The following is a 12263-nucleotide window of genomic DNA, read 5'->3' as shown; positions in this document are numbered from 1 at the left end:
ACGGTAGTGAAACTCTACCATCTGCCCGACATGGGCAGAATGAACATGTGATAGCGGCGGCCCGAAACATCTGGGCCAACATTCCCAACCGCTCCAACCGTAAGCAGCGCTTCGGCTTCTCATCATGGCTCTACCGCCAGCGTAATCTCGTCGAGCGCTTCTTTAATCGGATCAAGCAGTTCCGGGGCATCGCCACGCGATACGACAAGGACGCTGCCAACTATCTCGCGGCCATCAAGCTCATTTGCGCACGTCTCTGGTGCAACGGGTAATGAGTCTACGCCCTAGATGCGTCCTCGCGCGTGGCTGTGGACTTCGCGCGGGGCCGCCGCGCGCTTCGACGTTCGGCACGATCCGGAGCGCTCCTTCGAAGTACACACGTCGCAGGCCCGCATGACCGCGCTCGGCACCAGCTTCAGCGTCGATCACAGCGGCGACGGCAGCGAGTTGCGGGTCTTCTCGGGCAAAGTCGGGCTCGAGGCCGCATCTGGCGAGCGGCTGGTGGTTCCGGCCCGGCAATGGGCCATGGTCGGGGCATCGGCGATCACCGGCCACGGCACGTTCGATCCGGCTGCAGGGGACTGGCAGAGCGACTGGCTCGATGCGCAGGTAATGCCGCTCGGGCGTGCGGTCGAGCGCCTCGGCCGCTACAGCGCGGCGCCGCTGCGGCTGGGGCAGGCGCGCATTGCGGCGCTGACGTTTAGCCGGTCAGTCATTCAGCTGGGCAACTTCAGCAAGGCGCTGGCCACGTTGCGGGCATTGGCTGCGAGTTCCTCGTCCGGTAGTTCGCCAGCAGTCCAGAAGGACAACACGCCGCGAAAGGCGAAGGCCAGGTGCCTTGCCAAAGCCGGTAGCGCTTGATCCTGTCCGTTCTCGCTCAGGCCCTCGCCCGTCCCGAGCGCCAGGGTCCATAGGGCGGTGGACTGCGCCAGCACTTCGCCATGTGTCGGCCCCGACGTGCCGAGCCATCCCATCACCGCGCGGTTCACACGCGGTTCTTCCAACATCAACTCAACCATCGTGGCAACCGCCAGCAAAACGCGCTGGCCGGCATTGTCAAGGCGGGGCTTGTCCGCGAACCTCTGGGTCGCGGTTGCGATCCGCCGCGCCGACAGGGCATGCATGATCGCGGCCTTGCTGCCGAATTGGTTGAACGGTGTGGCGAAACTGACACCCGCTTCCGTCGCCAGATCACGCATGGAAAATTCCGCTTTGCCATCGCGCAGCAGGTGCTCGGCCGCATCGATGACTCGATTGCGCACCGGTTCACCACGCGAACCGGTCGAGGGGGGCTTGATAGACGTCATCTCAATAAATATATCATGATATAGTTGATGTTCGAATCATGGAGTAAGCCATGTCAGTAGCCATCCCAAAGACTTTCCTGATCACCGGCGTCAGTTCGGGTCTGGGCCGGGCCTTTGCCGAGGGCGCGCTGGGCGCCGATCATGTCGTCATCGGCACTGTGCGGACACCCGCCGATGCCGAGAGCTTTGCGGCGCTTGCGCCCGGCCGGACGCATCCGTTGTTGCTGGACGTGACGCATCTGGACGCGGTTGCGGACATGGTGGCGGCTGCAGAGCAGCGGGTCGGACCGATCGATGTGCTCGTCAACAATGCCGGCTATGGCCATGAGGGGGCGCTGGAGGAATCGTCGATGGACGACCTGCAACGCCAGTTCGCCGCTAATGTTTTCGGCCCCGTGGCAATGATCAAGGCGCTCTTGCCCGGCATGCGCGAGCGGCGGCGCGGCCATATCATCAACGTGACGTCGATGGGCGGGTTCATTACCATGCCCGGCATCAGCTTCTATTGCGGAAGCAAGTTCGCGTTGGAGGGGATTTCCGAAGCGCTGGGTAAGGAAGTAGCGCCCTTCGGCATCCGGGTGACGGCTCTGGCGCCCGGCCAGTTCCGCACCGACTGGGCCGGGCGGTCGATGGACCGCGCTCCGCGCAGCATTGCCGACTATGACGCGATCATGGACCCTATCCGGGTAGCGCGTCAGGCCAAAAGCGGGCACCAGCCCGGCGATCCGGCGCGTGCGGCGCGGGCTTTGCTGGCGCTGGTGGAGGCGCCAGCCCCGCCGACGCGCCTGTTTCTGGGGCACGATGCGCTGGACCTCGTCCGAAGCAAACTTGACGGCATGGAAGCGGAAATCGCGCAGTGGCGCGGGCTGTCGCAGTCCACTAGCTTTGTGCTCTGACCGTTAAGGACCGATCGTCCCCTAAGCGAAAGAGATAGACGATGTTTTGAATAGCGCCCTTGAGCAGGGTGCATACGCTCGGCAGCCTGCCCGCATTCCGCTGGCGGCCTAAATGTTCGCGCGTCATGGCCGGATTACCCCCCGTTCTGCTCCGGCATCACTTATCTAGGCTCAGGAGCTATTAAAATGTTTTGCAGAGCAGAAGATCGGTTGATTTAATGGTGGCGCAAGGAGGCGTTGCGATAAGTGATCTGATCTGACTTTCGGAGGCGCAGATGCGCCGGATCGAGCCGTATTCTCCGCCGTCGCACGGCTTGCCACGAGTGGATGATCGCCGGATCATCAGCGGCATCATCTTTGTTATCAGGAACGGCTTGCGATGGCGCGATGCTCCTGCCGACTATGGTCCACCCAAGACGATCTACAATCGCTTTGTTCGTTGGAGCCGCCTCGGGGTATTTAAAGATCGTCGCCGCCCTTTCGGCGCAGGGCGGCAAGCCCGACCAGTTAATGATCAATGCTACCCATTTGAAAGCGCACCGAACAGCCGCCAGCCTACTCAAAAAGGGGCTGTTCCCCCGAAGTATCGGACGCACCAGAGGCGGCCTGAACTTCAAGTTCCAATATCGTATGCGACGGCAGAGGCATGCCGTTGATCATGCTGCTCAGCGAGGGACAGATGAGCGACTTCAAAGGCGCTGCCTTGATGCTCGACGCCTTGCCTCACGCCAAAGCTCTGCTCGGCGACTGAGGCTATGTACCGACTGGTTCCGCAAGGCGCTCGCAGAGCGCAGACATCACCGCCTGCATCCCGTCAAAGAGGAACCGAAAGGTCCCTATAACACATGATGCTATGCTCAATCGCCAACGCCGCAGAATCGAGAACATGTTCGCCAGGCTCACGGATTGGCACCGCATCCATACTCGCTACGACCAATGCGCGCGCACCATCATTTCCGCTATCTGCATTGCCGCAACCATCACCTTCTGGATCAATCAATCAGTCCTGAGCCTTAGCTACAAAGAGAAATATTTCTCATTTATATCATAATTCATCGAATCGTCATGGCCGGGACGCGGAACTGTCATTCTCGCCGCCTAGTGGCTGCCCCTGCAAACGAATTCATTCATTTCGGGGCAAATCTCAATGCGTATCACCAAGCGTGCGCTGGCGTCGTCAGCGTCGGTAATCCTGTTCGCCTGCATTGCCGCTTCGGCTTCGGCCCAGACGATACCGGCACCGACGTCAGCAACGGCAGGCGAAATCAACGGCGAGGACATCGTTGTCACCGGCAGCTACGCTCGCAGCCTGCGCGCCGCGACCGAGGCGAAGCGCACCGCGTCGTACCAGGTGGACTCGATCAATTCGACCGACATTGGCAAGTTCCCCACCCAGAACGTCGCTGAAGCGCTGCAGCTGGTCACCGGCGTCGCCATCACCCGTCCGCGCGGTGAAGGCCTGAACGTCAGCGTTCGTGGCCTTGGCCCGCAGTTCCAGAACACCCTGCTGAACGGCAGCCCGGTGGCGGTGAACGAAGTGATCGAGAACGGCGGCGCCGCCGGTCGCCAGTTCCGCTTCGAGATGCTCCCTGCCGAGTTCACCTCCAGCATCGACGTGGTAAAGACGCCCACCGGCGACATGACCGAGGGCGCGCTGGGCGGCAACATCAACGTCAAGACCTTCGAGCCCTTCGACGTCGGCACCAAGACCACGCTCAACTTGCGCGGCACGTATACCGAGCAGACCGGCAAGGTTAAGCCGAACGCTACGCTCATCACCAGCTGGGTCAACAAGGACGACACCTTCGGCATCCTCGTCGGTGCCCAGTACTGGGCCAAGGACGTGCGCAACGACCGCTGGTACAACGCCGGTTGGTACAAGGACCGCTTCGCCTCGCAGCTCGGCCAGACCGGGCTCTACCTGCCCACCCGCACCCGCGCCACGGTCGAGACCGAAAAGCGCGAGCGTCTTTCGGGCATGCTGTCGATGCAGTGGCGCCCGAACCCGGAGATGACGACGACGCTGAACGTCCTCGCCACCCGCCTCGACGTGGCTTACGACGAATTCGGTCTCGACATCTATCCCGACGACACCAGCGTCGCCGGTCACCGCCCGACCATCGTGCCGGGCAGCACCGTGATCGACGGCGATACCGTGGTGAAGGCGACGATCAACGACGTGCGCTTCATGGCCTCGCGCGAGTACAGCCTCAACCGCCACGACTTGTTCAACGTCGGGCTGCGCCAGACGTGGGACCATGATGCCTGGCATGTTGCAGGCACGGTGAACTGGTCCTACGCGCACAGCTATCACCCCAGCTACGACGTCGGCACCGTGCGCAGCCGCGCCATGTTCTTCGCGCCGCTGACGTACGATGCGACGCGCGGCTACAAGGAAGTGCCGGACTTCAACACCACCGTCGATCCGACCAATCCCGCCAATTACCAGCTCTACCAGTTCAACATCGCGCCCAAGAACAGCAAGGACTGGAACTTCTATGCCCGCGGCGACGTTGCCCATGATTTCGACGGCTTCCTCTCGAAGATCGCGGTCGGCGGCGAGTACCAGTTCCGCAAGCGCGACTATTCGCGCCGCGACTTCATCGTGAACCCCGTGGCGGGCACGCCGCTGTCGAGCCTCGGTTCGGGCGCCTACGAGCAGCTGCCGTTCGACGATTACCTCGGCGGCCTTGGCGGCAACATCCCGCGCAACTTCCTGGTGCCGGTGACCAGCGCCTATCTGGATGCGTTCTTCACTTCGGATGTCGAAAATTCGGCGCTGACCCCGGCCGACCTCGCCGCTTCGTTCCGCACCACCGAGAAGATTCTGAGCGCCTATGTGCGTGCGGACTACGACTTCTCGCTGGGTTCGGTTCCGATCACCGGCAACGTGGGCCTGCGCTATGTCCACACCGATCAGGTCGCCAGCGGCAACTTGCGCACCGGCAACACGATCACCCCGGTGAGCTATCCCAAGACGTTCAACAACGTCCTGCCCAGCTTCAACTTGCGCGCCGAACTGACGCCGTCGTTCATCGGTCGACTTAGCGCCAGCCGCGTACTGACCCGTCCGAACGTGACCGACAGCGCCCCGCGCATTACCATCTCGACCGACGCGCCGACCGCCAGCGGCGGCAACCCGGACCTCGTGCCGTTCCTCGCCACGCAGTTCGACGGCTCGCTGGAATGGTACTTCAGCAAATCCGGCTCGCTCACCGGCGCGGTGTTCTACAAGGCGATGGATGACTACATCACCCAGCAGAACGTGCCGATCGACATTCCGGGGCGCGGCACGGTGCAGCTGAGCACGCAGGTCAACGGCGGCGACGCCAAGGTCTACGGCTTCGAGGCCGCCTACCAGCAGGTCTTCACCTTCCTGCCGCAGCCGTTCGACGGTCTGGGCTTCCAGGCGTCGTACACCCGCACCTCGGTCAAGGCGGACTACACCGCCGGTTCGCGCGTCATCAAGGACGAGATGATCGGCCTGTCGAAGAACAGCTTCAACGTGGTCGGCTTCTTCGAGAAGGGCCCGATCTCGACCCGCCTGTCCTACGTCTGGCGCGACCGTTACCTGTCGGGCACCGGCAGCACCATGCAGGCTCCGACCTACACCGCCTCGTTCGGCTCGCTCGACGGCTCGCTGGCCTACCGTCTGACCAGCAACGTGACGCTCAGCCTGGAAGCGATCAACATCGCCAAGGCCCGCCAGTACACCTACAACGACCTGCCGATCCGCTACGGCGACATCAACGACTACGGCCGCACGATCCTGTTCGGCGCGCGGGCCGAATTCTGATGCGCGGCGTCAGGGCAAAAAGCACCGCAATCCTGCTGGCGGCACTGGCGTTCGGGGGGGCTTCGGCCTCCCCGGCCTCTGCGGGTGAGGGCGAAGCACTGCGGATGAATGACATTCAGGTCATTGGTTCGCACAACAGCTACAAGACGCGCATTCCAGCCGCCATCATGGCTGAACTGCGCGGCCGCGATCCGAAGATGGCCGAGGCGCTGGACTATTACCACCTGCCGCTGAGCGCCCAGCTCGACGCAGGCGTCCGGCAGCTGGAAATCGACATATTCGCGGACCCCAAGGGTGGCCGGTTTGCCCACCCGAAGGGCGAGGCGCTGCTTTCGGACGCCGAACGGGCGCACGCACGTGAGGACGGGTTCGATCAGGCGGCGATGCTGAAGCCTGGCTTCAAGGTCCAGCATATCCCCGATGTCGACTATCACGTCGTCTGCGCCACACTAATCCGGTGTCTTGGCGAAGTAGATGGCTGGTCGCGCGCGCATCCCGGCCATCTGCCGATCATGATTACCCTCAACGCCGCCGACACGCCCAACACGCATGGCCTTACACAGCCCCTGCCGCTCGATAATGCGGGACTGCTCGATGCGCTGGACGCGGAAATCCGCAAGGCATTGCCCGGCAAGCGGCTCATCACGCCTGACGAGGTGCGCGGCAAGGCCGCAACTCTGGCCCAGGCGGTGAAGACCACCGGCTGGCCGACCCTCAAGGCAGCGCGAGGACGCATCTACGTCCTGTTCGATGTGCGCAGTGCCGTTTCGGACGCTTACCGTTCGGGCCATCCTTCGCTGCGCGGCCGGGCGATGTTCGGCTGGTATCCCGATGGCGAGGCGGAAAGCGCGATCCAGATCGTGCAGGATCCGCTTGTAGACGGGGCGAAGATCCGTGATTGGGTGAAATCCGGCGTGATCATCCGCACCCGCACCGACGCCAACACCGTCGAGGCGCGGGCTCATGACTTCGCCAAGACACGGGCGGCGGAGCAAAGCGGCGCACAAGCGGTGAGCACGGATTATTATCCGGGCGCACCCGATCCGCTTGGCCTGCACTTCAGCGTGACCCTGCCGGACGGTGCCATGGCGCGCTGCAATCCGGTGCGCGTGACCAGCGCCTGCACGATCAAGCCCTGAGATGAAAGGCTGAGATGAAAGGCTGGCGCAAGTTCGCCGTTCCGGCATTAGCAGCAGTCGGGCTGGTCCAGCCGGCGGCGGCGCGTGAACCGGTTCGTCCCGATCTGGTGACGGACAGGCCGTGCTGGTCATGCGGCACGGGATTCGCGCGCCGCGCTGCCTGTGCCGGATCGCGGCAAGGCCTCGATATCTCCGCGATACCGCTTGGCATCGTCGAGAGAATGGAGGTCGTCCCCGATGGCGCCTCCGAGATCTACGGGGCCGACGCGGTGGCGGGCGTCGTCAATGTCATCCTGCGGCGCGACTTTGACGGTGTGGAAGCCCGCGCCGATCTGGGGGGCGCCACTGACGGAGCCGGCTGGCGCCAGCAATACGGCCTCGTCGCAGGAAAGATCTGGAGCAGCGGCGCTCTCGTTGCAGCATACCAATACCAGGATATCGAGGGCATCCTGTCCTCTCAGCGCAGCGTGTCGGCCAATCGCCCCGGCCTCATGCTGCTTCCCGATCAGCGGCAAATTTAGCCATGCATCTGGCATGCTACAGAGGGCCTAGTTTTGTCGACACCCGCCGGAGTAGCGGACGGTCCGAACGTAGTGAACGAAATTGTGGTGCTGAGGGACTTAGAAGGGTCGACGGCAGAATAATTGCTTGCACCCGTTCAAGTCGTTTGGTCTCGCAGATGTTTTTCACAGAACCTGCCGTTCAGCAGGTCCTCGCTCCCATCGACCTGCACGACTGAATTTGGGATCTTCGACCCGCCGATTTCGGTTGAATATTGGATAGCCGACATTCCCTCATTAAGCGATGCTACCAATCGTTCCAGTTGGTTCGCACTGGCGCTGTATCGGCGCACTGATTACTTGAAGTTCGCCTTTTCGAACAACGTCCTCGCCTGTTTCCCAGTTCACTCCATCATCGCAAGCAGGGATTCTATCGAACAGGTCGCGAAGCCCACGGTACTGTCGGATATGCCATAGGGTATTAGCAACCGATCCTCGACCTTGAGCGCGCCGCAGGTGTAGATGACATTGGGCACGTAACCCGAACGGTCCGCATTTTCCGCCGTGAGCACCGGCTCGGGCGTACGAGCGAGCACCTTACTGGGGTCGCTACGATCGAGCAGCGCACAGCCGAGGGCATACTTGCGCATGGCGCCGACTCCGTGCGTGAACATCAGCCAGCCTTCATCGATCGGGATCGGGCTGCCGCAATTGCCGATCTGGATGAATTCCCAGGGGTACTTGGGCTCCATCAGCAAGACGCCCTCGTCGTCCCACGTATCGATGGTGTCCGATTTGAGCAGGAACAGGTTCTTGCCGTCCTGCCGCCCGACCATGGCGAATTGTCCGTCGATCTTCTTAGGGAACAGGGCCATGCCCTTGTTGCGGCCCGCCTCCCCCCGGATCGGTTCGAGATCGAAACGCTGGAAATCACGGGTGCGCAGCAATTCCGACCGGATCGAACTGCCGGAATAGGCGGTGTAGGTACCGACCCATTCGAAATCGCCGCCGCCATGATCGAAGCGCACCAGGCGCAGATCCTCCAGGCCGCCGCGCTGCTGCTCGGTTATCGGGAAGATCACCGTGTTGGACAGGCTCGATTCCGTGTGGCGGTGGACCGACACCGAACAGTCGGCATCGAACTGGTCTTCCTCGTCAAGTTCCACCGATGTCGCGAAGGCGGCCTGGGGCCAGAGCCGGAAATCGCCACTGCATTCCGCGATACCCTCGCGAAAGGCGATCGAGCTGATGTGGCCTTCGCCCACCGCGCGCAGGCTCATGATGAAGCGCACGCAGCCGCCATGCAGTCCTGTCTGGTCGGGGGAAGGGACGATCGACGGATTCATGAGCGCAGCTGCGGCGAAGGTATACTCATGGCAGAAATACGAGCCGATCAGCCGCTGCTTGGTTTCCGAGAACAGGGAGGGATCGAGGCCAAGGTTGCTTGCCACTTCATCGAAGCGGCAGGCGAAAATCCTTTCGGTCTGCCAGTGGCGTTCCTTGAAGTCGCGCAGCACGCGCTCGTACTCTAGCGCAGCGCGCTCCTCGGTGAGCGCGGCGATGTCATCCACCAGGGCCAGCGCCCGACCTCCGGGCGCATTCTTCGCCTGCCAGCCGAGATGGAAAGGGCGTATAACCACGCGCGCCGGATCGGCGTGCAGACGCGTCTCGAAGATACGAAGCGGCTCAGACCAAACATTTTCAGGCCGGTTCAAGCATTCCTCCTTCCCGCGGGAGCGGGGTGGACAGAGGGAGCATTTCCATAAGCGCATAATGCGACAACTGAAAGGCCAGTATCGATTCCGCACCGCAATTCGCGTTGGCACCGCGCGGAGTTACCCCATCCCGGCAACGCCCCGTCGCAATGTCAGCAAGGATCGCACCTCGGTCATTGTCGCCGAAGAACCACCGCCATGCCATCATCGCATGCTCGCGCCAGAATGTGTTGCCGGTTACGCGCCATGCCGAGCCCGCAGCCTCGATCGCCGCCTGCGCTTCCAGCGGCTGCTGGTCGAAAGGCAGGTAATTGTGCTCCTTATGGAAGCTTTCCGAGCCGATTGGCCGGAACTGGCGCTTCGCCGAGACCTGCTGGGCACATATCCATTCCAGCGTTTCCAGTCCTGCGTCGGTCCAGTGTTCCTGCCCCAGCAATGCGCCGGCTTCGATCAGGGCCTGCGGCAGGCGCGGATTGTCGTAGCCGATCACGGCTTCGAACCACGCCCAGTCCGGCCGCCGCCCTTCGCCCAGAAGACGCATCAGGATGTCGCCGCCGCGCGCGGCAGCATCGCGGGAGGCGCGGTGCTCCGGATCGCGGCGCAGTACGGCGCAGGCGCCAAGCATGGCAAAAGCGATTGCTCGGGGTGATCCCAGTGGCGCCATGTTCTTGTTCACATCGTCGTAGAGATGAAGCGCCCAGTCAGCGACGCCGTCATCGGGTGCGCACGCATAAGTCTCGCCCAGTGTCCAGATCGCCCGCCCATTCGAGTCCTCGGAGCCTTCATCCTCACACCAACTGCGGTCGAACCGCATGAAGTTTCGAAAACGCCCGAGATCGGGGTTCCAGGCGGATTGCACGAAGGCGGCATAGGCGAGCGTCCACTTCATCCGCTCCGCTGCGGACAGACCCTGCGCCACGTTCATCAGCATGAGCGCGCGGGCATTGTCGTCGAGGCAGTAGCCGTGGCGGCGGTCTGGAACCACGCCGATTGAATGCTGGAGCATGCCTGTCGCATCGCTCATCGCCAGCACTGCGGCGAGCCCCGGAATGGCGGTGGCTGGCGGCGCCGCCCGCTGGGGCGCGACCGCGCGAGCGACCAAACGCGCGGAGGCCTCGGCGAACTGCGGCCAGATCGTGGCGCGCCCGCGGCCGTAGGCACGTCGTTGCATGGCGGCCATCGCTTCCGGCGCGTCGAGCAGGGCATTGACGGCTTCGGCAATGGCTTCGCTCGAGCGCGGGCGGATCAGCCGGCCGACATCCTGCGCAAGCAGTTCGCGCGCATGGACATAGGGCGTTGAGATGACAGCCTTGCCCAGCGCCACCGCGTAGCTCAGAGTTCCGGATGTGGATTGCTCCAGCCCCGGATAGGGCGTGAGGTAAATGTCACACGCTTCCAATTGGTCGAGTAATTCAGGCGTGTCGAGGAAGCGGTTGTCCCACATGATATAATCGGCGACGCCGAGATGTTCGGCCAAGGCTATGAGCTTGTCGCGATAGGCCTCGCCTTCCTCGGCAACAAGGTTCGGATGGGTTGCGCCGACTATGCGGTAGAGTGCCTCGGGGTGGCGTGCCACTATCGCGGGGAGTGAGCGGATCGCGTGTTCCAGCCCCTTGCCGGGGCCAAGCAGCCCGAATGTCATGAGCACCTTGCGGCCTGACAAGCCCAGCATCGACTTGAATTCTTCCTGACGGCCGAATGGCCGGTCCGGCGCGCCGTGGTCGATAACTTCCAGAATGCCTGGCGGTGCACCGTATTCGCTCTCAAGCAAGTCGCGCGAGTGACGCGACATCACCATGATACGCGAGGCGCGGGCCACGAGGTGGCGCAGAATGCGGCCCTGGCGCGCGGAAGGCTCTCCCAGCACCGTGTGGAGGGTCAGCACCAAAGGTGCGGCCAGCCGATCGACGAACTGAACGACCATCTCGCCGTCAGGCCCGCCGAAGATGCCGTACTCGTGCTGAAGCCAGACTGCGTCTACCCCGGCCTCGTTGATCCGGCGGGCGACGCGGGCATAATCCTGCGGATCGCTGCGCGCGATGGTGTCCGCTACGTCCGTATATTCAAGAGGACTTTCCGAATCATCCAGCGCATAAACGTCCACCGCGATTTCCCGATGAAATTCGCAAAGCTTCTCAAATACGTCGGTCGTGAACGTGGCGATACCGCATTTGCGAGGGACGAAATTGCCTACAAGTGCCACACGCATCTGTTTTTGAGGTTTTGTGCCACTAGCCTCGAAGATGGAATGGATGTCAGCGACTTCGCGCCCGAACTCAGGGTCTTGGGAAAACGGCAAGCGTACCATGTGCAGACCTTGAACGAGAAATGAACACCTCTCCTCAAGTCACCGGCGTCGATTCAGTTTCATGCCGCGCTGCAAAATGAGACGGTCCGATGCATGTGCGATCCGGAATGATGGGAAGCCAGAAACAAGTGCAAGACCTGGCATCGAGGGCAAGACCGCGTAAAATGGAACTTCACGCTGACCGTTGCGGCGTACAATCTGGTTCGTCTGCCAGAACTAATAGCGAGGGCCTAGCTATGCGAGGAATCCGCCACGCTGCAGTTCTGTCCGCCAACGACTGCCACCTGATGCCGAATTCCCCAAACCGAAGCCCGATAAACCCTAAAAGCCCGACGATCACCGCGCCTCAAGGAAGGTATTTCCGCCCCTTGCTAAAAAACGGAAAGCTGTCCGCCCGTACCTGGGCAGCGAAAAATCGCCTCCGAACGACCGATAAGGGTCGGGTGCGGGAGTGGCTGCCGAGCAACTATCGCATCGCCGTTTAGACAACGCCACTCGTGACTAATTTGGTGGATTGTACGATCCTGCAAACATGAGAGCCCGTAGATAGTCGTGTGTGAAAAGCGCTGAAGCCCGCAGGGAGGCGTGGGTTTTGGTGGATA

8 protein-coding genes and 2 pseudogenes are annotated in these 12263 nt (G+C 62.3%); 7 read left to right on the top strand and 3 right to left on the bottom strand.

Annotated elements, in window-relative coordinates; all coding sequences use genetic code 11:
• A partial coding sequence (locus tag QRN25_RS25805; RefSeq protein ID WP_285022387.1) for a transposase occupies positions 1–272 on the top strand: 272 nt, incomplete at its 5' end.
• Between the two features lie 16 nt (positions 273–288).
• Positions 289–459, top strand: a pseudogene (locus tag QRN25_RS25800) (FecR domain-containing protein); the annotation flags it as partial.
• Positions 460–716: 257 nt separating this feature from the next.
• Here the strand turns inward: QRN25_RS25800 and QRN25_RS25795 are convergent.
• Positions 717–1307 (bottom strand): TetR/AcrR family transcriptional regulator, encoded by a 591-nt coding sequence (locus QRN25_RS25795; RefSeq protein WP_271184312.1) that lies wholly within the window; start codon positions 1305–1307, stop codon positions 717–719.
• Positions 1308–1357: 50 nt separating this feature from the next.
• Here QRN25_RS25795 and QRN25_RS25790 point away from each other — a divergent pair, with 50 nt between their 5' ends.
• From QRN25_RS25790 to QRN25_RS25770, 5 genes and pseudogenes are all read left to right on the top strand, one after another.
• Positions 1358–2203 carry an oxidoreductase gene (locus QRN25_RS25790; RefSeq protein ID WP_271184313.1) on the top strand — a complete coding sequence of 282 codons (846 nt, stop codon included), beginning with the start codon at positions 1358–1360 and terminating at the stop codon, positions 2201–2203.
• A gap of 275 nt (positions 2204–2478) precedes the next feature.
• Positions 2479–3254 (top strand): annotated as a pseudogene (locus QRN25_RS25785) (IS5 family transposase).
• Positions 3255–3350: 96 nt separating this feature from the next.
• Positions 3351–5999 (top strand): TonB-dependent receptor, encoded by a 2649-nt coding sequence (locus tag QRN25_RS25780; RefSeq protein ID WP_285022383.1) that lies wholly within the window; start codon positions 3351–3353, stop codon positions 5997–5999.
• 104 nt (positions 6000–6103) lie between these two features.
• Positions 6104–7138, top strand: coding sequence for a Ca2+-dependent phosphoinositide-specific phospholipase C (locus QRN25_RS25775; RefSeq protein WP_285022382.1), 1035 nt, complete (start codon positions 6104–6106; stop codon positions 7136–7138).
• A gap of 14 nt (positions 7139–7152) precedes the next feature.
• Positions 7153–7659, top strand: coding sequence for a TonB-dependent receptor plug domain-containing protein (locus QRN25_RS25770; protein ID WP_271184316.1), 507 nt, complete (start codon positions 7153–7155; stop codon positions 7657–7659).
• Positions 7660–8042: 383 nt separating this feature from the next.
• On the opposite strand, the gene QRN25_RS25765 is transcribed toward QRN25_RS25770, so the two are convergent.
• Positions 8043–9353 (bottom strand): glycoside hydrolase family 130 protein, encoded by a 1311-nt coding sequence (locus QRN25_RS25765; protein ID WP_285022381.1) that lies wholly within the window; start codon positions 9351–9353, stop codon positions 8043–8045.
• Complete coding sequence (locus QRN25_RS25760) at positions 9340–11562, bottom strand: glycosyltransferase family 4 protein (RefSeq protein ID WP_350224271.1); 2223 nt, start codon at positions 11560–11562, stop codon at positions 9340–9342. The genes QRN25_RS25765 and QRN25_RS25760 overlap by 14 nt, the downstream gene beginning before the upstream one ends.
• Between the last annotated feature and the right edge of the window lie 701 nt (positions 11563–12263).

The organism is Novosphingobium sp. fls2-241-R2A-195, from assembly GCF_030209485.1.
GTDB lineage: Bacteria > Pseudomonadota > Alphaproteobacteria > Sphingomonadales > Sphingomonadaceae > Novosphingobium > Novosphingobium resinovorum.
The sequence above is the reverse complement of the archived record's forward strand: the minus strand, read 5'-3'. Positions and strand labels throughout refer to the sequence as shown.

Excerpts from the sequence above, each read along its gene's own strand:
- QRN25_RS25795 (WP_271184312.1), bottom strand. The coding sequence starts at position 1,307 with ATGACGTCTATCAAGCCCCCCTCGACCGGTTCGCGTGGTGAACCGGTG.
- QRN25_RS25790 (WP_271184313.1), top strand. The coding sequence starts at position 1,358 with ATGTCAGTAGCCATCCCAAAGACTTTCCTGATCACCGGCGTCAGTTCG.
- QRN25_RS25780 (WP_285022383.1), top strand. The coding sequence starts at position 3,351 with ATGCGTATCACCAAGCGTGCGCTGGCGTCGTCAGCGTCGGTAATCCTG.
- QRN25_RS25775 (WP_285022382.1), top strand. The coding sequence starts at position 6,104 with ATGAATGACATTCAGGTCATTGGTTCGCACAACAGCTACAAGACGCGC.
- QRN25_RS25770 (WP_271184316.1), top strand. The coding sequence starts at position 7,153 with ATGAAAGGCTGGCGCAAGTTCGCCGTTCCGGCATTAGCAGCAGTCGGG.
- QRN25_RS25760 (WP_350224271.1), bottom strand. The coding sequence starts at position 11,562 with ATGCGTGTGGCACTTGTAGGCAATTTCGTCCCTCGCAAATGCGGTATC.